Raw genomic sequence first — 21,351 nt, 5'->3', positions numbered from 1 at the left:
TCACCTGCGCGAAACCATCGGGGCATCCGTGGCCGGTTAGAGTCCGGCCATCCTCGACAACGTTGATCCCTTCATCGGTACGGCGGCCACCGATCTGCCCCGGGCACACGGTCTCGCCGCTACCTGGTGGTGGCCGAAACCGCAGGTGGGTAACACCCACCCGGGCGCCACCTCCCCCCTCGGCATGGTCTCCGCGTGCGCCTACTCGGGGGCGTACCCGACGGGATACGGCCGGTACGCCAAGAACACCGAGGGCGTGCCGGAGGAGATGTTCGAACGGCACCAGGCCTCCGGCTTCACCCATTTCCAGCAGTCCGGCACCGGCGCGATCCGCAAGTACTACAACTACGTGCGGGTCACCCCGATGGTGCAGCCCCTCGACGACCTCGGTCAGTCGTGGCCGCTGGAGGACGAGCGGGCCGAGGCCGGCTACTACGCGGCCAACCTCGACACCGGGGTGCGCTGCGAGATAACGGTGGGGGAGAAGGTCGCGGTCCACCGCTACACGTTCCCCGACCACCACAGCGCCCGGGTCGTCATCGACCTGTCCTGCGGGGGGCTCGGCATCGACCTGGGCCGGACCATCCCGCTGCGCGCGCAGGCCGAGAGCATGGGTCACGGCCGCGCCCAGGGCACCGTGGTGATGGAGGGTATCCCGCTCTCGGTGTACATCGAGGTGGAGAGCCCCGGCTGGCGGCAGATGCTCTGGTACGACCGGCGGCTCATCCCGGGCGGCACCCGCCTCGACTTCGACAGCATCCGGCACACCACGCTGCGCCCGTTCGGGATGCTGTTCATGGGAGCGGCCCGCGCCGGGCAGACCATCGAGGTCCGGATGGGCTTCTCGTTGCGCGGCTGCGACCAGGCCCGGCAGAACCTGGAACGCGAGTGCGGCACCGGCGTCGCTGCGTTCGAGACGGTCCGGGCGCGGACCCGGTCGAGCTGGCGCGACCACCTCGGCCGGATCCAGGTCGACGGTGGCACCCAGGCCCGGCGGACCGTGATGGCGACCGCGCTGTACCACTCGCTGGTCAAGCCGTGCATCGCCGCCGACGAGAGCCCCAGCTGGCCCGATCCCGGCCCGTACGCCTTCGACATCTGCACCATGTGGGACATCTACAAGACCCAGATGCCGCTGCTGTCGGCGATCGCCCCGGACCGGTACGGCGACATGCTGGAGTCCCTGATCCGGGTCTGCGAGGAGGAGGGCAACTTCCCGATCGGCTACCGGATGGCCCGCGGCGCCGACCGGTTCTTCCGGCAGGCCAGCGCGCTCGCCCACACCGCGCTGGCCGACGTGCACGCCCTGAAACGACCAGGTATCGACTGGAGCTGGGCGCTCGTGCACATGGTCGACGACCTACGCCGGATGTACGGCGAGGACTTCTGGGAGCACGGGGTGGTGCACCCGATCACGCACACCCTCGATCTCTCGTACGCCCACCACTGCACCGCCAAGGTGGCCCGCGCCCTCAACGACCACCGTCTCGCCGCCGACCTGGAACGGCGCAGCCGCGACTGGGTCAACGCCTTCGACCCGAAGACCGGCCTGCTGCGCGACTCGGAGTTCTACGAGGGCGGCAAGTGGAACTACTCGTTCCGCCTGATGCACGACATGGCCGGCCGGATCGCGCTGGCCGGCGGCGACGGGGCGTTCAGTTTCATGCTGGACCGGTTCTTCGGCTACGGCGCGGCCCCGGTGAAGCAGCCCGGCCGCTGCCCCGACCCCGCCGAGATGGCCGCCGGCTACGCGCTGAACCGTTTCGAGGGCCTCAACAACGAGCCGGACATGGAGGCTCCCTGGGCCTACCACTACTCGGGCCGGCCGGACCGCACCGCCGAGGTGGTCAGCTCGGCGCTGACGTGGCAGTTCGGCACCGGGCCGGGCGGCCTGCCGGGCAACGACGACTCCGGTGGACTGAGTGCCTGGTACGTCTGGGCGTCGCTGGGTCTGTTCCCGGTCGCCGGGCAGAACCTGTTCCTGGTCAACGCACCCGCCTTCGCCCGCGCCGCGATTCAGGTCGAGGGCGGCGAGTTCGTCGTCGAGACGTCGGGACACCGGGAGACGCCGATCGGTGTCGACGGGATCGACCGTGATCCACCACCCCAGTACGTGCAATCCGCGACCCTCAACGGAAGGCCCCTGCACGCCACCCACCTGAACGCGGCCGACGTCCATCAAGGCGGGCGGCTGCACCTGCGGCTGGGCCCCGAACCCTCCACCTGGGGACACGGGATCCGGCCGCCATCCCTCTCAGATTCCCACCCTAAGGAACAACGATGAGCCGACCGACCCGCCGCCTCGTCATCGCGGTACGCGCCGATCCGGTCATCTGCGGCCACTCCGGCGAGGCCCGCAACCTCGCCGAGGTGGCTCTCACCCGGGGCTTCGACGACGTACGGTTGCTCACCTGGCCGATCCCCGCCCTCCAGTCGGCCGGACTGCCCCTCAAGCCGCTCGACCGGCTCCTGCCGTACAGCCCCGGCATCACCGTGGAGCGCCCCGAGGCGGTCGGTGACTATCGCGTCCCGGACGGCCGGCATCTGGCCGGGCTCACCGGCCGGCTCGTCGAGCTGCTCTCCGAACCGGTTCCGACCGTCTGCCTGTCGATGTACCTGGTGCCGCACACCCAGGTGATCAACGACGCGGTGACCGCGGCCCGTGCCGCCGGCTTCGCTCCCGACGTGCGGACCATCGCCAAGGCGGTCGGCTCGGACGTCACCAACGTCATCCGTTCCTGCCTGCGCGAGGGCCGCTTCGGCGCGGCCACCGTCCTGCTCACCACGTTCCTCGCGAGCGACGAGGTGGTGGCGGTCTCCGAGTACACCCGTGACGAGATCATCGCCTCGGCCGAGGAGGTGGACGCGCACTGCGGCACCACCTTCGCGGCGCAGTGCCGGGAGCGGGTCACCGTCAGTTATCCGCCGATCGACTCCTCGGCGTTCGCCGGCCTCGACCCGGCGGCGGTCGACGAGGCCCTGGAACGCCGCGGTCTGAAGCGGGACCAGTACGTTCTCTTCCTGTCCCGGGTGGCCCGGGCCAAGGGCATCTACGACCTGGTCATCGCGTACGGCCAGATGCGCTGCCGCGACGACGTGAAGCTCGTCGTCGCCGGCACCGGACCGGCGCTCGAGCACGTGCGGGCAATGGCCAAGGAGGACGACCGGATCATCTTCCTGACCGACGTGGACGACGACGAGAAACCGCTGCTGATGGCCGGGTGCGCGGCGTACGTGCTGCCCACCAAGCCGGAGCCGGACTTCGTCGAGACGTTCGGCATCGCCCTGGCCGAGAAGGGCCTGGCCGGCGGCGGGCCGATCATCACGACCACGACCGGTGGCGTTCTGGAGGCGGTCGGCGACGCCGCGGTGATCGTGGAGGCCGGCGACATCGCCGCCATCGCGGACGCGGTCGACCGCGTGGTCCTGGACATGTCCGCGGAGGAGCGCACGGACCTGGAGATCCGGGCACGGGAACATGCCATGACCTTCGATCGGGTCGCGGTCTTCGACCAGCTGTTCACCGCAAAAACCCACTAATCGGTACGGGGTGCGCCGGTTCCGCCGGCGCACCCGCGTCCCGCTGTTCACTGTGACGATGATCTCCGATATGGTCTCCTCCGCTGTGGAGAGCTCGTATCGGGGGACTCGCATGTTCAAGTGGATCGGTGCCTGGTTCGGCGAGCGCGTCGACCCCGCGCCCAACCCGCTGCGCACCACGGTCGCCGCCATCGACGAGGAACTCGCCACGCTGCGTGCCGTGCCCGGCTGGGAGCGGGACAGGTTCGCCCGGGAGCGGGCCGACCAGCTGCTCGACGTGCGTGCCGTGCTGGCGCGTCACGAGGCCGAGGACGCGGCCGCTCAGATGCGGCCCTCGGCGGCCAGCCGCTCCAGCTTGGCGTACCCCTCGTTGACACCGACCTCCATGCCGCTCTGCAGCCAGGCGTCCCTGCCCTCGAAGCTGTCCACCAGCGACTGAGCGTGCAGCCGGGTGCGGCCGTCACCCAGGTCCTCGAACCGCAGCGTCTCCAGGGCGACGCCCTCCGGCTGGCCCTCGAACGTGAACGTCTGCACGATCCGGTCCGGGCCGACCTCGTGGAACGTGCCGCGGAACGCATACTCCTCGTCGCCCCGGCCGGCGATGTAACGCCAGCTGCCACCGGTCCGTGCGTCCCAGTGGTCGATCCTGGTGGTGAGCGAGTCCGGCCCGACCCAGAGTGCGAACACCTCAGGATCGGTGTGTGCCCGGAACAGCTGCTCCGGGGTGGCCGCGAAGTCACGGGTCAGCCTGATGATCGGCAGCTTCGGGTCGGCCTCGATGGTGGTCTCGGCGTTCTTGGTGTCCAGGGTCCCGGTCACTTCTGCTCTCCTTCGTTCGCTTTGTCGCGTACATCAAAGGTCTTGTCGGTCTTGTCCATCGCGGCCAGTACCGCGTCGAGCCGGGTGTAACGCTCCTCGGCCCGCCGTCGGTAACGCTCGATCCACTCGTCCATCCGGTCGAACACCTCCGTCTCCAGGCGCACCACGCGGGGCTGGGGTCCGGGCGGGCGGCTCACCAGGCCGGCGTCCTCGAGGACGCGCAGGTGCTTGTAGACCGCCTGCAGCGATATCCGATACGGCTCGGCCAGCTGGTTGACCGTCGCGTCGCCGCCGGCCAGCCGCGCCACCATGTCGAGGCGCGTCGGGTCGGCGAGAGCGCCGAAGACCCGTGCCATCGTGTCCGCCGACATCAGCCCCTCATTTCAACTTCTTGGTTGAAAGCCAACCTAGATTCTGCGGTACGGTGCTGTCAACCGAAAAGTTGAAACACCTGATCAGCGGCTGCTGTGCTGCCCCGAATAACCGTCCGTAAACGGAATCCAGGCGACGAGTCACCGGAACCCATGTCCGGGTGACGTCCCGGAACTACGATCAATCTCGCTCGGTGCGCGGCACACGGCCCGCCGTGTCCAGCCGCTGGCGAGAGGAGTTCCCCGTGCACGACGAGGTGCTGACACTCTTCGACGACTGCATCGACAGGATGCTCCACCTCCGCGGGCACCTCGCCGCCACGCGCCGCGTCCACCCCGGGGAACGGCACACGACCGTGCTGGCCGCCATCGAGGTGGCCGAGCACTTCGCCTCCGAAGCCCGCCGGACCGTCGCCTCCGAAGGCGGCCGGACCGTCAGTGCCGAAGCCGGCCGGACCGTCAGCGCCGTCCCCGATCAGGACCTCGCCGCAGCCGTCTGACCGGTGCCGCTCGCGGCCCGTCTCCGGCCTGCCTCTACCGCGGTCCGTCCTGGGCGTGCCTTCCGCTCGCGGCCTGTCGTCTCCGCTCGTGGCCCGTCTCTGACGTGTCTCCGCTTGCGGCCCATCTCCTGTCAGGGGCGGGCCGTGACACTGTCCAGGACGTCGTCGGCGGGGCAGCGGTTGCGATGGACGTACCGCTCGGTGAACTCGGCCACCGCATCGCGCAACTCGCGGGAGACGCCCTGGCGGGCGAGGGCCGCGTAGGCCGCCATGAAACAGTCCCGCGCGGCCGCGGCCAGTACCGGATCGGTCAGCGCGTCCCGAGCCGCACGCTCCCACAGGGCCGGCTCGGCGGCCAGGCCCGCGGTAGCGGCAGCGGCCTCCTCGGCAGCGCGCGCATCGTCCAGCAGCACCGCGATGACGGCCGCCGGGATTCGCCAGCCGCTACCCGGCTGCCGGTCGGCCACGTCGAGCTCGAGGTGCCCGCGGGCAGCCACGGGCGGGCGCAGAGCGGCCATGTGCCGTTCCAGGTCGCCGCTCGTCAACCGGCCGCCGTGACGTAGCACCTGCCGCGGCGTGGTCCCGGTGCTTCCGGCGGTGTCCATGACGTACGCCGCCCAGGCCTCCCGAGGATCCACGCCTTCCCGGACCTCCCGCTGCTTCAGGTCGTCCCGGATCTTCCGGGGCTCCGCGTCTTCTCGGATTGTGCCCGCTCCCTCGCCGGCATCGCCCGGCCCGCCCGGTCCCGGCCGCACCGGAAGATCGCGGCGCAGAGCCTGGCGAACACTGCGCCAACCGGTCGGCCGTCCGTGCCGCAGCGGCGAGTTCGCGAACGCGGCCGCCAGGACCGGAGCCAGCGTGTGCGCCAGCTCCCACCGGCGGCGAAGCCCAAGCGGCCCGCCCTCGTCCAGACCCGCCTCCAGTCCGACCCGGATGCCGGCCGTGGCCGTACCGAGCGCATGTGCCGGCCCCTCCGGGTGAACCGTGCCGGCGGCCTGCGGCAACACGGTGAGCCGATGCTGATCGACGATGCGCTCCGAGGCGGCCAGGTCGTGGCTCATCCGGAGCAGCCCCACCTCGAGCCCGGGGGAGGGTGGCCCGCTGACCGCCAGAACGCGGGGTGACCGGGTGTCGAGGAACCCGTGCCGGAGCGGTCGCCGTCCGGAGGGTGCGCACGCCGGATCGACCAGCAGATCCACGGCTATGCCCACGAAACCCGGCAAGCTCGGCGAGAACGCCCGCGCCGCGATGAACTCCTCGGCCGCCTGCTCGCTCAGGATGTCCACGCCCGCCTCATTTTCCCTCACCCGCCCACCGGAGCGCCGAGCATATCATTCCTATCTGCCGAATAGGAGATGTCATTCGGCGTCCCCACCGACCCGGTTCCGCCTCTGATCGCCCCAGTCTTCCCGCCGCGTCCGACTGACACGACGATTCCAGCCGGATGCCGCAATTCCCGACACCCACACGCCGTCCGCATCCTTGTCCCTGTGGAGTTTCGCCATTCAACTGTGCGCGACGCCCCGAACCGCAGGTCACCACGCTGCCCCCACGTGGTGCTCCACGGTCCAATCCACCAGTCATCTGCCGGGCCGAGCCGTCCGCGTGGCGACCCGCGGCTCTTGACGTGCCGGAGAGGGGTCGGCGTTCCCATCTGACGTGCCGGATGGGCGTCGGCTTTCGGGATGGGTTCCTAGGATGCCTTAGGGGTGGTGTGGGGGCTCCTCGGGGGCGGAATCGGGGTAGAAGCAGGGAATGCGCCGGAACCGATGATTTGCCGCACGGCCATACGGTCAGGCCATGCCACCGAACAGCGCCACCGTCCGTCACCTCGCCTTGGACGCGCCGCTTCTCCTGCTGGCGTACGGTCTGCTGCACCTGATCGACGGCCTCGATGGAACGTACGGCCCCGGTCTTGCTCAGAACCTGTCCTACCTGGCCTTCCTCGCCGCCATGGTGCTGTTCGGAGTGCTCGCCGCGGCGGTCTGCCCGCTGGTCCCGCCCGATGCCCGGACGGTGGCCGCGGTCGCCGCGACGGTGACCCTCGCCGGCACGGGATGCTTCCTCTGGGCGATCGCCGGCGATCTGACCGGCGCCTTCCCGGATGCGACCCCGGTCCGTATCGCCGGTCTGCTGCTCTTCGCGCTCGGCATGCTGACGCTGCTCGGTCTGCTCGTGGCGGCCCGGCGCACCCCGGCGTGGAGCCCGTTGCTGTTCGGGGCCGGCATCGCGGCGATCATCGTCGAGGTCGGCTACCTTCCGCTGGGTGCCCTGATCGTGGTGGCCGCCCTGGCGCCGCTGGCACGTCCCGCCCCGGTTCGGACCGTCGCCGCCACCAGCCTGAACGTCAGGCGTCTCGAGCGGGTCGCCTCCGAGTAGGCACGTACCGGGAGACGGCCGCTGCAGTCCCCGCCCCCACGCGCCGGGCGGGGGGAGAGGATCATCTCCGGCGTGATGTTGCTGGTGCCCTCCGACGTACTCCGCCCCCGCCGCCCGGACGAACACTTCGCCGAGGAGGCCCGCGCCGCTCGCGACGCCGGTGTGACGGTCGCGCTCGTGGACCACGACGCCCTTGCCGGTGGCGGCGACGCCGATGCGGCGGTCGCTCGGGTCCCTGCCGGGGCGGACGCCGTCTATCGGGGCTGGATGCTGGGCAGTGACCGCTATGCCGTGCTGGCCGGGGCCCTGGCCGCCCGGGGCGTGACGTTGCGGACCGGCCCGGAGCAGTACCGGCGGACGCACGAACTGCCGGGCTGGTACGCGGCGATCGCCGGCGACACCCCGGAGACGGTCTGGACGGAGGGCGACGACCGGGCCGGGTTCGACCGGGTCCGGGAACGGCTGGTGGCCGGCCCGGCGGTGCTGCGTGACTACACCAAGTCGATGAAGCACTACTGGCACGAGGCGGCGTTCATCCCGGACGTCGCCGACGCGGCAGCCGCGTGGGCAGTCGCGAGCCGCTTCCGGGAGTTGCGGGGCGACGGCTTCACCGGGGGCTTCGTGTTGCGCCGGTTCGAGCGGTTCACCGGTGCGGAGGTGCGTACCTGGTGGATCGGGGGTTCGTGCCGTCTGGTCACCGCCCACCCGGACACGCCGGACGCGGTGCCGCCGGCTGATCTGCGTCCGGCTGACGTGACGGTCGCCGGGTTCGGCTCGCTGGATCTGCCGTTCGCGGCCATCGACCTGGCCCGGCACGAGGACGGCCGCTGGCGGGTCGTCGAGATCGGCGACGGCCAGGTCAGTGATCGGCCCGGCAGTACCCCGCCGGAGACGCTGATCGCGGCTCTGCGCAACGCCTGACGCACTGCCCCGATGGAGGAGCCCCGAGGGAGCAGTACGGCGCCGGCGGTGGGTGTCCTCACTCGAGCAGGGCGGCCCGTTTCGCGGCGTACTCGTCGTCGTCGAGGACTCCGGCGGCGTGGAGTTCCGCGAGGTGGTGCAGCAGGGCGGTGTTGTCCGGGCGGGTGGTCATCCGCTGCCGGATGAGTTGGGCCAGGTACGCGGCGGTGTCGCGGCCGGCACTGAAGGACAGGGTGTGCCCGGCGGTGTCGATGTCGACCGAGGACCGGAACAGGCGATCACGCGCGGTCACCCGGTCGACGGCGGTGAGCGGGACGGTTTCCCGGCCGGCGCCGGTGCGCAGCAGACCGCCGGTGCTGGCGAGCTCCAGGCGGTCGGGATAGATCAGCAGGTACAGGTCGGCGCCGCCGTCTCGGGTGTGTGCGGCGGCCAGGGCTCCGGCGGTGTCGACGCTGTGCCGCCGGGCCCGTTCGAGAGCCTGTACGCAGTGATCGGGAACCGTCATACCGCCGTCGGAGCTCACGATGAGTCACCGTAGCTCATCGACGTCGGTCCATCTGTTGCGTAGGCTTTCCGCCCATGGAGGAACGGGTCTTCACCGGTCGGGGGGAGCTGGTCCTGCGGAGCCGGGGTGGGCACTTCGAGCTGATCAGCAACGGCGTCTTCCTGATGGACACCCGGTCGGGCCGGTCGGAACGGGTGCTGGTGCGTGCCGCCCTGGCCGCGACGGGCCCACGGCCGAGGCTGCTGATCGGTGGGCTGGGAGTGGGGTTCTCGCTGGCCGAGGCGGTTCGTACGGATGCTTCGGAGATCATCGTCGTGGAGGTCGAGCCGGCCGTGGTGGCGTGGCATCACGGGGTGCTGCGCCGGTTCAGTGAGGGCGCCCTCGACGATCCGCGGGTACGGGTGGTGACGGGTGATCTGGCCGTCTGGTGCACCGGTACCAGCGACCGGTTCGACGCGATCTGCCTGGACGTCGACAACGGGCCGAGCTGGACGGTCTTCGACCACAACACCGGCCTGTACCGGCGGTCGGGGCTGGCGATGCTCCGGGAGCACCTGAGGCCCGGCGGGGTTCTCGCGGTGTGGAGCGCATTGGCGGAGCCGGGCTTCGAGGCGACCTTGACGAGGGTGGTGGGCCCGGTGCATACGGTCCGGATCCCGGGGGAGCGTGGCCGGCCGGATGTCGTGTACGTGGCGTCGTGCGCGAGTGGCGACCGCCTTGATGCGATCACCCGGATCGCTGGTACTCCATGAGTTCCGGGTGCGGCGGGAAGTCGTCGGGCACCGAGCGGCCGGTCGGTTTCCAGCCCACCTTCTCGTAGAAGCGGCGCGCCCGCTGGTTGCCGGCCAGCACCCACAGGTGGGCGGCCGGGTCCAGCAGGCCGATGATCTCGTCGTGCGCGGTCGTGGCGAGGCCGGTGCCCCAGGTGCGCGGGGCCGTACCGAAATGGAGAAGTTGATCGTGGGTGATGGCGGCGAACCCGGCCACCGCGCCGTCCTGCAGGATCACCAGCACCCGCATCGCCGGATCGTTGATCTCGCGCGCCCATCGGGCGGTGAGCTCGGCCCGCGGAAACGGGTATTCGTCCTGCGGGAAGATGCCGGACAGCGCGAGGACCGATCCCTCCTGCTGCACATCCATGATCGCCTCGAGGTCGGCCGCGGTGGCGGGACGCAGCAGATGGTCGCGCATGATTCCAGTGTGCGGCAGGCGCCGGCCGCCCCGGATCATGCCGGACCGCGCCGGCCGCGCCGAGGTTCCCGGCGGGCGCCGCAGGTCTCCGGCCGGCCGCGCCGCAAGTCTCCGACGCGCCCGGATCCAGGCCTTCCGGGCTCACCTCGGCCCAGTCGCCGGCCCGGCGTCGCGGGCTCGGCAGGGTGGCCGGTCGGGCCGCGATCGGCGGCGGTGGGGTCATAGGGGACCATGGTGTGCGCGCTGGTGCACCCGCGTGCCTCCCGGGTGGGATTGAAATGTTTCAACGATCCTGCTTACCATCAGGTCGCCCGCCCCGCCTCGGTTAGGAAGGCCCAGGTTGACACAGCAGCCACGCAATGGTCGAGCCCCGTCGGTGAAAGACGTCGCCGCGGCGGCCGGAGTCTCCCTCGGAACCGTCTCCAACGTGCTCAACCGGCCCGCCGTGGTCAGCTCCGCCACCCGGGAACGGGTCGAGCGGGCGATGGCCGAACTCGGTTTCGTGCGCAACGAGTCGGCCCGCCAGCTGCGTGCCGGCACCAGCCGGGCACTCGCCTACGTGATGCTCGACGGCGGCAACCCGTTCTTCCACGACGTCGCCGAGGGCATCGAGACCGCCGCCGAGGACGCCGACCTGTCGCTGTTCGTCTGCAACAGCAGCGGCCGCTCGGAGCGGGAGGCCAAGCACCTCGACCGTCTCCTGCAGCAGCGCGTCCAGGGCATCCTGATCACCCCGGTCGACCCGGACGCCCCGCACCTCGCCGATCTCGCGCAGCGCGGCCTTCCGTTCGTCATGGTCGACCGGTTCAGCCGGGCCGGGGGGCACTGCTCGGTCGCCGTCGACGACGTGCTCGGCGGGCGCATCGCCGTCGAGCATCTGATCGATCGCGGACACCGGCGCGTCGCGTTCGTCGGCGGGCCGGCCAGCATCGGCCAGGTCCGGGAGCGGCTGGAGGGTGCGCGTGCGGTCTGGGCCGAGTTCGGCATGCCCGAGGAGGACCTGATCCACCTGCCGACCGAGGCGCTCACCGTCAACGAGGGCCGCTCGGCCGGTGAACGGCTGGCCGGGCTGCCGTCGCGGCGGCGGCCGACCGCGGCGTTCTGCGCCAACGACCTGCTGGCGCTCGGGTTGCTGCAGCATGCCGTCACCGCCGGGCTGCGGGTTCCCGACGACCTGGCGATCGTCGGGTTCGACGACATCGACTTCGCGGCGGCCGCTGCCGTGCCGCTGACCTCGGTCCGCCAGCCACGGCAGGAGCTGGGGCGTACGGCGGCGCGTCTCGTCCTCGACGAGGCCACCAACCCCGGCCACGTCCACGAGCAGGCCACCTTCGTGCCGGCGCTGGTGGCACGAGCGTCCACGGGCACAGTCCGGCGCTGATCGGGGCGGCCCAGGCGCGGAAAGGGGCGGCCCGCGCTGATCGGGCTGTCCGGCGGGGACCGAGGTCGGCCCGCGGTGACCGGACGGTGGCGGGCGGTGGCCGGGCTGGTACCGTCCGGCCGGTGATTCACGGGCTCTACGACGTCATCCACCGCCGCCGCGACGTCCGTGCGGAGTTCACCGGGGCGCCCGTCGAGCGCGATGTCCTCGACCGGATCCTCGGCGCCGCGCACGCCGCCCCCAGTGTCGGCCTCTCCCAGCCGTGGGATTTCGTCCTGATCCGCTCCGACGCGGTGCGCAAGGCCTTCCACCAGCACGTCCGCACCGAGCGGGACGTCTTCGCCGCGACGCTGACCGGGGAGGCCGCCGAGAGGTTCACCCGTATCAAGATCGACGGGGTGCTGGAGGCGGGACTGTCGGTCGTGGTCACCTACGACCCGGAGCGCGGCGGACCCGCGATCCTCGGCCGGCACGCCATCGCCGACGCCGGTCTCTACTCGGTCTGCCTCGCCATCCAGAACCTGTGGCTGGCCGCGACCGCCGAAGGCCTCGGCGTCGGCTGGGTCTCGTTCTACCGCGAGGCGTTCCTGCGTGACCTGCTCGGCATCCCGGCCGGGATCCGGCCGGTCGCCTGGCTCTGCATCGGCCCGGTCAGCCATCTCGAAGACGTCCCGGACCTGGAACGACACGGCTGGCGGCAGCGGCGGCCGGTCGCCGAGGTCGTCCACGAGGACCGGTGGGCCGGATGAGGCCCGGCGGGCCGAGGCTCCACGTCGGCTGCGCGATGTGGAGCCTCAAATCCTGGCAGGGCCGGTTCATCCCGTCGTCCGGCGCTGATCGTCTCCGGTCGTACGCCGGGTGGTGCAACGCGGTCGAGGGCAACACGACGTTCTACGCGACGCCCACTTGCGCGACCGTGACCGGCTGGGCGTCACAGACCCCCGCGGACTTCCGGTTCGTCCTGAAGCTGCCGCGCGAAATCACCCACGGTGGCGGCTTGGGTGACATCTCCGGCCTGTCGGACTTCCTGCGGGTGATCGAGCCACTCGGCGACCGCGTCCACGCCCTCTGGGCCCAGCTTCCGGGATCCTTCGGACCCGGTGACCTGCCGGCGCTCTCCCGGTTGCTGCGGAGCCTGCCCGATTCTTTCCGGTACGCCGTGGAGGTGCGCGATCCCGCCTTCTTCAGCGACCCGCGCCGTCTCGAGGACCTGCTCGCCGAGACCGGCGCCGAGTGGGTCCCGTTCGACACCACCGAGTTCTTCCGTACGCCTCCGACCAGCGACGCCGAACGCGACGCCTGGCTCAAGAAGCCTCGGATGCCGCTGCGTACCGAGGCCCTCACCGACCGGCCGATCGTCCGCTACCTGGGCCGCGACGCCACCGACCGGACCGTCGGCGGGTGGCGCCGGTGGGTGCCGATCGTGGCCGGCTGGCTGCGGGAGGGCCGGTCGCCGACGTTCTTCGTGCACACGCCCGACAACGCCGACGCCCCCGAGCTGTGCCGCCGCTTCCACGACGAGGTGCGGGTCCTGGTGCCGGATCTCGAGCCGCTGCCGGTGCCGCCCGAGCCGCCGGCACCGGCCGAGATGACGCTGTTCTGACTCACCCGCTCCGACTCACCCGCGCGGGTGAACTGCTGGGCCGGCACCGTCACCCCTCATCGGGCGGAGTGCTGCTTGCGGCCGATCGTGAACCACAGGATGATGCCGACGCCCGGGACGAGGACCACGAGAAGAATCCAGCGGGTACGTGATCGCCGGTCCAGAGGCGCACGGACGACGCTGACGAGCGTGACGACGAACAGGGCGAGGCCGGCGGCCAGGATCGCCGTCCAGAACGCGATACCGGCGAGCGTGGGCAGAAGGTCGGCGGCGAAAATCATCGGAACTCTCCTTGCATCGGGTAGAGCGGTGGGTGTCAGGCCGAGCGGGTGTCGGGCCGAGCGGTGCGGATCGGGTCGAGCGGGTGTCGGGTCGAGGGGGTCAGGAGTCGCGGCGGCGGGAACTGATCGCGCCGGCGGCGAGGGCGAGCAGCACGTACCCGGCCGTCACCGCCGCCGCGCCGCCCTGCGAGAGCAGGTAGGGGTGATTGCTGCCGGCCAGCTGCGGCGTCAGGTTGGGCAGCAGCACCGAGGCGAGCCGCAACTGCCAGACCGTCGGCAGGAAGTGCGCGAAGATCGGGGCCACCAGCACGAGCCCGCCGAGCGTGGTCAGTGCCGCCGCGGTGGACCGGACGACCGCGCCGATGCCCATCGCGACCATGCAGGTGACCATCACGACGAGGGTCGCGCAGAGCACCGTCGGGACGGCGTCGGTCCACTGCGGCCACGGGTTGATCGGCTGCGGGCGGTTGCCGAGCAGCAGCCGCGCGTCGGCGAAGGCCAGCAGCGCGAACACCGCACCGCAGACCAGTCCGGTGAGCCCGGCCACGGTCGCCTTGGCACCGAACAGCAGATACCGCTGCGGTACGGCCAGCAGAGCCGGGCCGATCGAGCGGGTGGTGTACTCGCTGGTGATCAGCATCGCGCCGATCGCGCCGACGAAGAACATCACGAACGGCATGGTCACCACGGTCGGGTCGGCCGTCTCGTAGTTCGCCCGCTCGGCCGGGGTCGCGGCGTCGTAGGACTGCACCAGGAAGAACAGAATCAGCGCGCCCAGCGCGGTGGCGATCACGCCGCCGGCCAGGAACGCCCAGGTCGAGCGCAGGGTGCGCACCTTCATCCACTCGGCGGCCACCGCGTCACGGAACGGGTGCGACGGCGCGGCGGCCTCGGTGGCCGGGCGGGTCTGCAGCAGTGTCATCGGTGGTTCTCCTCCGGGGTGGCGGAGGCGGCCCGGTACTCGGCGGCCTCCTCGGTCATCTGCAGGTAGACGTCCTCGAGCGTGGCGCTGCGCGGGGTCAGTCCGTGGATCGGGATCCCGGCCGCCGCGGCGGCGTCACCGATGGCCGGCGCGTCCACTCCGGCCGCGATCAGGTCGCCGTCACCGGTGCCCGTCACCGTGGCGCCGAGCCGGATCAGCAGCGTGGTGAGTTCGGCGGGGCGCGGTGTGCGTACCAGAACGTCTCTCTCGAATCGATGGCGCATCTCGGCCACCGACGTGTCCTCGAGCAGCCGTCCCCGGCCGATGATCAGCACCCGGTCCACGGTGAGCGCCATCTCGCTCATCAGGTGGCTGGAAAGCAGCACCGTGCGGCCCTCCGCGGCCAGCGCGCGCAGCGTCGAGCGGATCCACCGGATACCGGCCGCGTCCAGGCCGTTGACCGGCTCGTCGAGCAGCACCACCGCCGGATCGCCGAGCAGGGCGCCGGCGATGCCCAGCCGCTGCCGCATGCCGAGGGAGAACCCGCCGACCCGCTTGCGCGCCACTCCGGACAGTCCGACCTGCTCCAGGACCCCGTGCACCCGGGCCCGGCCGATGCCGTTGCTGCGGGCCAGGCAGGCGAGGTGGGTGAAGGCGCTGCGGCCGGGGTGCGCGGCGTCGGCGTCGAGGACCGCTCCGACCTCGTGCAGGGGGCGGCGGATCCGGTCGTACCGGCGTCCGCCGATCAGCGCCTCGCCCGAGGTCGGGCGGTGCAGGCCGAGCATCATCCGCATGGTGGTCGACTTCCCGGCGCCGTTGGGCCCGAGGAAGCCGGTCACCACACCGGGACGGACCTCGAACGACAACCGGTCGACGGCCGTGGTGCCGCCGTACCGTTTGGTCAGCTCTCGTAGCTCGATCATGGATTCCATGGTGTCGGCGCGGGCCGGGCGGGGAGTCTGCCCGAGGTCGGAAATCGATGTATGACCTGGGTCAGACGTGCCGTCCGGTTCCGTCCGGATAGCGTGTCCCGGTGACCCGGCCCGATCGATCGCGGATACGCGGCGCGCTCATCGACGTTCCCGTCTCCGCCGTGCTCACCCAGCAGATCGCCTTCGCGACCCTGGACGGCCCCGGCCCCGAATGGACCGGTCCGGCCGTGGTGGCGTGGCTGGTCGCGGTGGCCCTGGGGCTACCGCTGCCGGCCCGCCGCAGGTGGCCGCTGCCGGTATTCGCCTTCGTGGCCACGGTCGCCGCGGCGGCCACCGCCACCGGCGTCACCGCGTTCGGCGTCATCTTCCTGACCTGGATCCCGGTCGCGCTCGCGCTGTACTCGGCGGCCGCCGCGTCCGGCCGGACCGGTGCCGTGCTGACCCTGGCCGGTGCTCTGGCCGCCCCGGCCGTCACCATTCCCGGGCTCTATCTGCGCACCGGCGTCACGCCCGCCTCCGCGCCGGGCAGTGAGGCGCCACTGTGGTGGCAGGTCGAGACCGGCGTGGTCGTCGTCATGCTGTCCGTCGCGTGGGCCACCGGCCGGCTGATCCGGTGGCGGCGCGTCCTCGCGGCCGACACCGCCCGCAGGCTGGCCCGCGACGCGGTCGCCGACGAACGGCTGCGGATCGCCCGCGAGCTGCACGACATCGTCGGCCACAGTCTCAGCCTGATCGCGGTGAAGGCCACCGTGGCGAACCACATCGCCGAGGAGCGGCCGGCCGAGACCAGGGCCGCCCTGCTGACGATCGAGAGGACCAGCCGGTCGGCGCTGACCGAGATCCGGCGGCTGCTCGACATCCTGCGCGAGGACGACGACCCGGCGGCCGAGCTCGCACCCGCGCCCGGCGTGGGCGACCTGCCCGAGCTGGTGGAACGCCTGCGACCGGCCGGCCCCGGCATCGACCTGGACCTCAGTGGTGCCGGGGACCTGCCGCCCGCGGTCGGTCTCACCGTCTACCGCATCGTTCAGGAGTCCCTCACCAACGTGATCAAGCATGCGGACGCGAGCCGATGCCGGGTGCAGGTGCGGGCCGCCGACGGCATGGTGCACATCGAGGTGACCGACGACGGCCGGGGCGGCCGGCAGTCGTCCCGCCGGCCGGGGGGCGGTCAGGGCCTGATCGGCATGCGCGAGCGTGTGACCATGTACGGCGGCAGCCTGACCGCGGACACCCGCCCGGAAGGCGGATTCCGGGTGGTCGCCGCGATTCCGTACACCGCCGAGGAGCCCGCATGACCGAGGTACCGGACATCAGCGTCGTCCTGGCCGACGATCATCCGCTCATGCGGGAGAGTTTCCGGGCCCTGCTCGACGCGACGCCCGGCATCACCCCGATCGGTGAGGCCGGTACTGGGGCCGAGGCCGTCCGCCTGGCCCGGCAGCTGCGACCCGACGTGGTCCTGATGGACGTCCGGATGCCGGAGATGGACGGCATCGAGGCGACCCGGCAGATCTGTTCCTCGCCCGGGACCGAGCTCGTCCGGGTGCTCATCCTCACCACCTTCGACCTCGACGAGTACGTGTTCGCCGCGCTCCGGGCCGGTGCCAGCGGCTTCCTGGTCAAGGACGCCACGGCCGCCGAGCTGCTCAACGGTGTCCGGCTGGTGGCCGCCGGCGAGGCACTGCTCGCGCCCCGCGTCACCCGCCGGCTCATCGACGCCTTCACCACACCGGGCAAATCCTCCTCCGGTACGCCGCGCGGCCTCGAGACGATCACGGAACGCGAACGTGAGGTGCTCACCCTGATCGCCGGTGGCCTCTCCAACTCCGAGATCGCGGAGCACCTGCACCTGGGCATCGGCACCGTGAAGACCCACATCGGACGTCTGCTGCACAAGCTCGCCGCCCGCGACCGCGCCCAGCTGGTGATCACCGCCTACGAGTCGGGCCTGGTGACCGCCCGGGGCACCGGCGGGTTCCGGTGACCCGCCGGGCCGGGCGCGATGGGATAGGTTGCCGCCTATGATCGGGACTCGGCGTGCCGGCGGCGGCCGTCTGCGGTATGCGGCACAGTGGGCGCTGGTCGGCATGTACCTGCTCGGCGGTTTCGGGGTGCTGCTGCTGGCGGTGATCCGCAGCGGCGACTGGGGCGCCCTGCTCGACCCGCGCCTCGAGCGGCTCGACGATCCGAAGGTTTCGATGACGGCCGGGTGGGACTCGATCTGGAACCCGTTCGCGTTCGTCCTGGCGATCGCCAGGCTCACCGCCATGCTCGTCGTCCCGGTCACCACCATCGGTGTACTCCTCGGACTGTCGTCGCTGGTGGTGGCGTTCCAGGCACGGGACCGGCGGGGGATCGGCGGGTCGTTGCTGCTGATCGTGGTGTGGGTGGGGCTGTTCGCGCTCGCGTTCACCCCGTACGGCGGCCGGCTGCACCACTGGCTCGCCGACTAGCCCGAACGCGCCGGCCGTACCTCGCGCAGGTCCGGCCCGCAACGCTGTGCGTCGCGGGCCGGGATTGCCGGGGATCAGGCGTGCGGGCAGGTGGCGCGGTACTCCTGGATGGCGGAACCGGACGGTGCCGGGCAGAGGAACTGGTCGTAGCGGGTGTCGTTGTCGATGAACCGCTTGATCCAGGACAGGCTGTACTTGGCGACCGTGACGTTGCCGCCCGAGGTCGGTGCCGAGTGGCTGGCGTTGTTCAGTTCCAGGTACGCCTTGTCCGGCGCGACGGTCAGGCTCGTGTAGAACGGCTCCGAGTGCGACGAGACCGGGGCGACCGTGTCGTTCTCCGCGCCGATGATCATCGTGGGGACGCGGACCGTGGACCAGCTCTTGGTGCCGTGCCACGGGGTCAGCGGGACGGCCGCCTGCAGTGCCGGGCGGGTACGGGCCGCGGCCAGGCTGCCGCCACCACCCATCGAGTGGCCCATCACGCCGAGCCGGGTCGCGTCGATGCGGCTGCGCACCGAGCTGGTCCTCGTCAGGTAGTCGAGGGCTCCGAGCAGCTGCGTGCCACGGCTGTCCGGCTGGTCCAGGGTGCTGCGGGTGTCGATGGTGATCACCACGAAGCCCTGTGAGGCCAGGCGCGGCCCGAGCCACGCGATGCTCGACTGCGAGGCGGTGAACCCGGGGGAGATGGCGACGGCGCCGAACGTGCCCGCGCTGGTGTCGGTCGGGTAGTAGATGGTGCCGCCACCGAAGGTGGACACGCTCGACCGGGCCACCGTGACCTGGGCGATGGCGAACGGGCCGCGGGAGGCCTCGATGCTCGCGTTGGTGGGTGCGGGACCCCGCTCGTACGGGTTGGCGGCGGAGGCGGGTGCGCTGGGCGCGGCCAGGACGGCGGCGGCGCACAGGGCGGTGAGGACGGAGAACCGGCGACGGGTGGGAACGGGCATGGGGAACTCCCTGGGATGTGGGGCTCCGAATTGACGGATGTGAATACGGTGCGTCGTTTTGTTACCGGCTGGTAATCCCAGGGCGTACCTGCCGCGGTGATATGTGAACGCGGTGTTACATCAGGTCATAGATATGTCGACCGATAGATACGTCATCATGTCCCGACGTAGGCCCGTCCCCCTCCGGTAAATCGGTTGCGGCACGGGGGAGGCGTCCACGAGGGTGGTCGCCATGACGACGTACTGAGGACCTTCCGCCAGCGCACTCGATGCGGCATCTCCGCCGCCGGCACGCCCCGTGCCGTTCTCGTGCACTCAGCCCTCGGCGCCCCCGGGAATCCCGGCCGCGCCTCCTCGTCATGGGAAAGAAGACACCCTCTTGTCTCAGCAGCACTCTGTCTCCACCTCGCGGGCCACGGTCCGCGTCCTCGCCGCGCCCGACAGCTGGATCGAGTCGGACGCCGTCGACCAGTGCCACCAGGTCGCCGCCCTGGACGGCATGATCCACGTCGCCGGGATGCCCGACCTGCACCCCGGCAAAGGCGCCCCGATCGGCGCCGCCATGCTCTCGTCGGTGCTGTATCCGCTGCTGGTCGGGTCCGACATCGGCTGCGGTATCGCGGTGTTCCCGTTCCGGCTCAAGCGCGTCGTCCCGGAGCGGCTGGCCGGCCGCTTCCCCGACCTCGACGAGCCCGTCGGCCCGGCCGTCCTCGACGGCATCGACATCCCCGGCGGGTACGCCGAGCAGCTCGGCACCCTCGGCCGCGGTAACCACTTCGTCGAGCTGGCCCGGGTCGACGAGGTCCGGCACGCCGGGCACGCGGCCCGGCTCGGACTGGCCGCCGGCGACACGGTCCTCATCGTGCACAGCGGCTCCCGCGGCCTCGGCCAGCGGATCCTGCGCGCGCACACCGAGCAGCACGGCGCCGGACCGGCCGCCGACCCCGCTGCCTACCTCACCGCCCACGACGAGGCGGTCCGCTGGGGGCACCTCAACCGGCGTCTGATGGCCGGCCGGGTCGCCGACGCACTCGGCGCCGAACTGGGCGAGCCGGTCACCGACGTCTGCCACAACTCGGTCGAGGTCCGCTCCGGGCTGGACCGGCACGGCGAGCACGCCGACGGGCTCTACCTGCACCGCAAGGGAGCCGCACCCGGCGACGGGCAGGACGTGCTCATCGCCGGCACCCGCGGCACCCACTCGTTCCTGGTGGCCGGGCACGCCGGCCCGGAAGCGGGGCACTCCGTCGCCCACGGTGCCGGGCGCAAGATGTCCCGGGCCGACGCCCTGCGGCGCGGCAAGGCCAAACACCGGGTGGAGGAGCTCCGGCGTACGGCCGTCGGCTCCCTCGTCGTCTGCGGCGACCGGCAGCTGCTCTTCGAGGAGGCGCCGACCGCCTACAAACGGATCGAGCAGGTGATCGGCGACCTCGTCACGCACGGGCTCGCCACTCCGATCGTGAGCACCCTGCCGCTGGTCACCTACAAGACCGCCGAACTCGGGACACGTCCGGGAGGCCGCCGGTGAACGCGTCCGGGCAGCCACTGACGAGCCGGTGCGTGTCCCGGCTGCGGCCGCGGTTCGGCGACCGTCCGCGGCGGCCGGTGCTCCTCACCCGCCCGCCCCGGCGCGGAGCGGAACGACGCGGGCAGGAACGACACGGAGGTGAGCAGCGATGATCGGCTGGTGGAACCGGGCGGCCCACCCGGCGCCGTGGACCGGGTTCCGGCGCAGTCCCGGCTTCGGCGGGCCGCCGCCCCGCATCGGCACGGACGCCGTCGGCAAGGGCTGCCGCAGCGCCGGGTCACGTCCCCCGGGCACCGCTCGGATCGCGCCGTTCCGCAGGTGGGCATGATGGCCGGGAACCGGGGTGCGGCCGGCGATCGCGCCGTTCCGCGGGTGGGCGTGACGGCCGGGAACCGGGGTGCGGCCGGCGATCCCGCCGGCACCGAAGGGGACGCGACGACCGTACAGCTGATGTTGTCGGCCGGACGCGGGCCGCAGGAATGCGCATGGGCCCTGGCCCGCCTGGTCTCCCGGCTGGAGGCCGATGCCGCGAAGCGCATGGTTCCGGTCCGCCGGCGCGAGACCGTGGCGGGGGAGCGGCCCGGTACGTTCCGGTCGGTGCTGCTGGAGATCGGCGGGGACGGCGCGGCCGAGTTCGCCGCGTCGTGGAGCGGGACGCTGTGCTGGCAGGCGCCCAGCCCGTACCGGACCGGGCACGGGCGCAAGAACTGGTACGTGACGGCCCGGCCCTGCGAGACCGGTGTTCAGCGGACCGTCTTCGACGAGGCCGATGTGGAGATCGTGCCGACCCGCACCGGCGGCCCCGGCGGGCAGCACCGCAACAAGGCCAGTACCGCGGTCCGAGCGACCCACCGGCCGAGCGGGACCGTGGTGGTGGTCGACACCGAGCGGCAGTTCACCCTCAACCGGGGTATCGCGATGCGCCTGCTGCGGGAACGCCTCGAAGCGGGTGACGCGGCCGTCGAGCGGGCGGCCGAGACGGCTCGCTGGCGGATCCACGACGAGCTGGTACGCGGCAACCCGGCGCGCGTCGAACGGCCGTGACCCGGACCGGGCCCTGACTGGATCGGCCCTG

General features: G+C 71.7%; 24 protein-coding genes. 15 read left to right on the top strand and 9 right to left on the bottom strand.

The annotated features are described in order from the left end of the window. Positions 1–49 precede the first annotated feature (49 nt). The 3 genes from AB0G04_RS04785 to AB0G04_RS04775 are packed head-to-tail and all read left to right on the top strand — an operon-like array spanning position 50 to position 3,979. Positions 50–2,284: a GH92 family glycosyl hydrolase gene (locus tag AB0G04_RS04785; RefSeq protein WP_360977853.1), complete on the top strand. Its 2,235-nt coding sequence runs from the start codon at positions 50–52 to the stop codon at positions 2,282–2,284. Next, positions 2,281–3,540, top strand: a complete 1,260-nt coding sequence (locus AB0G04_RS04780; protein ID WP_360976446.1) for a glycosyltransferase — start codon at positions 2,281–2,283, stop codon at positions 3,538–3,540. Before AB0G04_RS04785 ends, AB0G04_RS04780 begins: the two co-directional genes overlap by 4 nt. Positions 3,541–3,598: 58 nt before the next feature. Continuing rightward, positions 3,599–3,979 (top strand): hypothetical protein, encoded by a 381-nt coding sequence (locus AB0G04_RS04775; RefSeq protein WP_360976444.1) that lies wholly within the window; start codon positions 3,599–3,601, stop codon positions 3,977–3,979. On the opposite strand, the gene AB0G04_RS04770 is transcribed toward AB0G04_RS04775, so the two are convergent. Continuing rightward, positions 3,862–4,359 (bottom strand): SRPBCC family protein, encoded by a 498-nt coding sequence (locus AB0G04_RS04770; protein WP_360976441.1) that lies wholly within the window; start codon positions 4,357–4,359, stop codon positions 3,862–3,864. The genes AB0G04_RS04775 and AB0G04_RS04770 overlap by 118 nt on opposite strands. Next, a complete protein-coding gene (locus tag AB0G04_RS04765) occupies positions 4,356–4,730 on the bottom strand; it encodes a metalloregulator ArsR/SmtB family transcription factor (RefSeq protein WP_360976438.1) in 375 nt (124 codons plus the stop codon). Before AB0G04_RS04765 ends, AB0G04_RS04770 begins: the two co-directional genes overlap by 4 nt. Positions 4,731–4,975: 245 nt before the next feature. Between AB0G04_RS04765 and AB0G04_RS04760 the strand changes: the two genes are divergently transcribed. Continuing rightward, positions 4,976–5,230, top strand: coding sequence for a hypothetical protein (locus AB0G04_RS04760; protein ID WP_360976435.1), 255 nt, complete (start codon positions 4,976–4,978; stop codon positions 5,228–5,230). 131 nt (positions 5,231–5,361) lie between these two features. Here AB0G04_RS04760 and AB0G04_RS04755 read toward each other — a convergent pair whose 3' ends face one another. Next, positions 5,362–6,516, bottom strand: a complete 1,155-nt coding sequence (locus AB0G04_RS04755) for a glutamate-cysteine ligase family protein (RefSeq protein ID WP_360976432.1) — start codon at positions 6,514–6,516, stop codon at positions 5,362–5,364. 514 nt (positions 6,517–7,030) lie between these two features. Between AB0G04_RS04755 and AB0G04_RS04750 the strand changes: the two genes are divergently transcribed. Further along, positions 7,031–7,609: a hypothetical protein gene (locus tag AB0G04_RS04750; RefSeq protein WP_360976429.1), complete on the top strand. Its 579-nt coding sequence runs from the start codon at positions 7,031–7,033 to the stop codon at positions 7,607–7,609. Positions 7,610–7,684: 75 nt separating this feature from the next. Then, positions 7,685–8,530 (top strand): ATP-grasp domain-containing protein, encoded by an 846-nt coding sequence (locus AB0G04_RS04745; RefSeq protein ID WP_360977850.1) that lies wholly within the window; start codon positions 7,685–7,687, stop codon positions 8,528–8,530. Between the two features lie 58 nt (positions 8,531–8,588). Here AB0G04_RS04745 and AB0G04_RS04740 read toward each other — a convergent pair whose 3' ends face one another. After that, entirely contained in the window at positions 8,589–9,053 is a 465-nt protein-coding gene (locus AB0G04_RS04740) for an SHOCT domain-containing protein (RefSeq protein WP_360976426.1), read from the bottom strand. A 56-nt stretch (positions 9,054–9,109) separates the two neighbouring features. On the opposite strand from AB0G04_RS04740, the gene AB0G04_RS04735 reads away from it, so the two are divergent. After that, on the top strand, positions 9,110–9,787 hold the full coding sequence (locus AB0G04_RS04735) for a spermidine synthase (RefSeq protein ID WP_360976423.1): 678 nt from the start codon (positions 9,110–9,112) through the stop codon (positions 9,785–9,787). Here AB0G04_RS04735 and AB0G04_RS04730 read toward each other — a convergent pair. Continuing rightward, positions 9,762–10,226, bottom strand: coding sequence for a GNAT family protein (locus AB0G04_RS04730; RefSeq protein WP_360976420.1), 465 nt, complete (start codon positions 10,224–10,226; stop codon positions 9,762–9,764). The genes AB0G04_RS04735 and AB0G04_RS04730 overlap by 26 nt on opposite strands. Positions 10,227–10,602: 376 nt before the next feature. Here AB0G04_RS04730 and AB0G04_RS04725 point away from each other — a divergent pair, with 376 nt between their 5' ends. The 3 genes from AB0G04_RS04725 to AB0G04_RS04715 all read left to right on the top strand — a co-directional run bounded on the left by AB0G04_RS04725 (position 10,603) and on the right by AB0G04_RS04715 (position 13,210). Next, positions 10,603–11,607: a LacI family DNA-binding transcriptional regulator gene (locus AB0G04_RS04725; RefSeq protein ID WP_360976417.1), complete on the top strand. Its 1,005-nt coding sequence runs from the start codon at positions 10,603–10,605 to the stop codon at positions 11,605–11,607. 125 nt (positions 11,608–11,732) lie between these two features. Then, positions 11,733–12,356 carry a 5,6-dimethylbenzimidazole synthase gene (bluB, locus tag AB0G04_RS04720; RefSeq protein WP_360977847.1) on the top strand — a complete coding sequence of 208 codons (624 nt, stop codon included), beginning with the start codon at positions 11,733–11,735 and terminating at the stop codon, positions 12,354–12,356. Between the two features lie 35 nt (positions 12,357–12,391). Further along, entirely contained in the window at positions 12,392–13,210 is an 819-nt protein-coding gene (locus AB0G04_RS04715) for a DUF72 domain-containing protein (protein WP_360976414.1), read from the top strand. A 56-nt stretch (positions 13,211–13,266) separates the two neighbouring features. On the opposite strand, the gene AB0G04_RS04710 is transcribed toward AB0G04_RS04715, so the two are convergent. From AB0G04_RS04710 to AB0G04_RS04700, 3 genes are all read right to left on the bottom strand, one after another. After that, positions 13,267–13,491: a PLD nuclease N-terminal domain-containing protein gene (locus AB0G04_RS04710; RefSeq protein WP_360976411.1), complete on the bottom strand. Its 225-nt coding sequence runs from the start codon at positions 13,489–13,491 to the stop codon at positions 13,267–13,269. Between the two features lie 100 nt (positions 13,492–13,591). After that, positions 13,592–14,413 (bottom strand): ABC transporter permease, encoded by an 822-nt coding sequence (locus AB0G04_RS04705; RefSeq protein WP_360976408.1) that lies wholly within the window; start codon positions 14,411–14,413, stop codon positions 13,592–13,594. Continuing rightward, positions 14,410–15,336: an ATP-binding cassette domain-containing protein gene (locus AB0G04_RS04700; RefSeq protein WP_360976405.1), complete on the bottom strand. Its 927-nt coding sequence runs from the start codon at positions 15,334–15,336 to the stop codon at positions 14,410–14,412. The genes AB0G04_RS04705 and AB0G04_RS04700 overlap by 4 nt, the downstream gene beginning before the upstream one ends. 110 nt (positions 15,337–15,446) lie before the next feature. On the opposite strand from AB0G04_RS04700, the gene AB0G04_RS04695 reads away from it, so the two are divergent. From AB0G04_RS04695 to AB0G04_RS04685, 3 genes are read left to right on the top strand one after another with little or no spacing between them, the layout of a single operon-like run. After that, positions 15,447–16,643, top strand: coding sequence for a sensor histidine kinase (locus AB0G04_RS04695; protein ID WP_360976402.1), 1,197 nt, complete (start codon positions 15,447–15,449; stop codon positions 16,641–16,643). Next, positions 16,640–17,332, top strand: coding sequence for a response regulator transcription factor (locus AB0G04_RS04690; RefSeq protein ID WP_360976399.1), 693 nt, complete (start codon positions 16,640–16,642; stop codon positions 17,330–17,332). The genes AB0G04_RS04695 and AB0G04_RS04690 overlap by 4 nt, the downstream gene beginning before the upstream one ends. 37 nt (positions 17,333–17,369) lie before the next feature. Beyond that, positions 17,370–17,801 carry a hypothetical protein gene (locus AB0G04_RS04685; protein ID WP_360976396.1) on the top strand — a complete coding sequence of 144 codons (432 nt, stop codon included), beginning with the start codon at positions 17,370–17,372 and terminating at the stop codon, positions 17,799–17,801. 74 nt (positions 17,802–17,875) lie between these two features. Here AB0G04_RS04685 and AB0G04_RS04680 read toward each other — a convergent pair whose 3' ends face one another. Beyond that, positions 17,876–18,748: an alpha/beta hydrolase gene (locus tag AB0G04_RS04680; RefSeq protein WP_360976393.1), complete on the bottom strand. Its 873-nt coding sequence runs from the start codon at positions 18,746–18,748 to the stop codon at positions 17,876–17,878. 379 nt (positions 18,749–19,127) lie between these two features. Here AB0G04_RS04680 and AB0G04_RS04675 point away from each other — a divergent pair, with 379 nt between their 5' ends. Together AB0G04_RS04675 and prfH are read left to right on the top strand one after the other, a co-directional pair. Next, positions 19,128–20,276, top strand: coding sequence for an RNA ligase RtcB family protein (locus AB0G04_RS04675; protein ID WP_360976390.1), 1,149 nt, complete (start codon positions 19,128–19,130; stop codon positions 20,274–20,276). Positions 20,277–20,726: 450 nt separating this feature from the next. After that, positions 20,727–21,320: a peptide chain release factor H gene (gene prfH / locus AB0G04_RS04670; RefSeq protein WP_360977844.1), complete on the top strand. Its 594-nt coding sequence runs from the start codon at positions 20,727–20,729 to the stop codon at positions 21,318–21,320. Positions 21,321–21,351: the final 31 nt, after the last annotated feature.

The organism is Actinoplanes sp. NPDC023801, from assembly GCF_040639655.1.
In the GTDB taxonomy this organism is placed as follows: domain Bacteria; phylum Actinomycetota; class Actinomycetes; order Mycobacteriales; family Micromonosporaceae; genus Actinoplanes.
The sequence above is the reverse complement of the archived record's forward strand: the minus strand, read 5'-3'. Positions and strand labels throughout refer to the sequence as shown.

Excerpts from the sequence above, each read along its gene's own strand:
- AB0G04_RS04780 (WP_360976446.1), top strand. The coding sequence starts at position 2,281 with ATGAGCCGACCGACCCGCCGCCTCGTCATCGCGGTACGCGCCGATCCG.
- AB0G04_RS04775 (WP_360976444.1), top strand. The coding sequence starts at position 3,599 with ATGATCTCCGATATGGTCTCCTCCGCTGTGGAGAGCTCGTATCGGGGG.
- AB0G04_RS04765 (WP_360976438.1), bottom strand. The coding sequence starts at position 4,730 with ATGTCGGCGGACACGATGGCACGGGTCTTCGGCGCTCTCGCCGACCCG.
- AB0G04_RS04750 (WP_360976429.1), top strand. The coding sequence starts at position 7,031 with ATGCCACCGAACAGCGCCACCGTCCGTCACCTCGCCTTGGACGCGCCG.
- AB0G04_RS04745 (WP_360977850.1), top strand. The coding sequence starts at position 7,685 with ATGTTGCTGGTGCCCTCCGACGTACTCCGCCCCCGCCGCCCGGACGAA.
- AB0G04_RS04735 (WP_360976423.1), top strand. The coding sequence starts at position 9,110 with ATGGAGGAACGGGTCTTCACCGGTCGGGGGGAGCTGGTCCTGCGGAGC.
- AB0G04_RS04730 (WP_360976420.1), bottom strand. The coding sequence starts at position 10,226 with ATGCGCGACCATCTGCTGCGTCCCGCCACCGCGGCCGACCTCGAGGCG.
- AB0G04_RS04715 (WP_360976414.1), top strand. The coding sequence starts at position 12,392 with ATGTGGAGCCTCAAATCCTGGCAGGGCCGGTTCATCCCGTCGTCCGGC.
- AB0G04_RS04710 (WP_360976411.1), bottom strand. The coding sequence starts at position 13,491 with ATGATTTTCGCCGCCGACCTTCTGCCCACGCTCGCCGGTATCGCGTTC.
- AB0G04_RS04705 (WP_360976408.1), bottom strand. The coding sequence starts at position 14,413 with ATGACACTGCTGCAGACCCGCCCGGCCACCGAGGCCGCCGCGCCGTCG.
- AB0G04_RS04700 (WP_360976405.1), bottom strand. The coding sequence starts at position 15,336 with ATGATCGAGCTACGAGAGCTGACCAAACGGTACGGCGGCACCACGGCC.
- AB0G04_RS04690 (WP_360976399.1), top strand. The coding sequence starts at position 16,640 with ATGACCGAGGTACCGGACATCAGCGTCGTCCTGGCCGACGATCATCCG.
- AB0G04_RS04685 (WP_360976396.1), top strand. The coding sequence starts at position 17,370 with ATGATCGGGACTCGGCGTGCCGGCGGCGGCCGTCTGCGGTATGCGGCA.
- AB0G04_RS04680 (WP_360976393.1), bottom strand. The coding sequence starts at position 18,748 with ATGCCCGTTCCCACCCGTCGCCGGTTCTCCGTCCTCACCGCCCTGTGC.
- prfH (WP_360977844.1), top strand. The coding sequence starts at position 20,727 with ATGTTGTCGGCCGGACGCGGGCCGCAGGAATGCGCATGGGCCCTGGCC.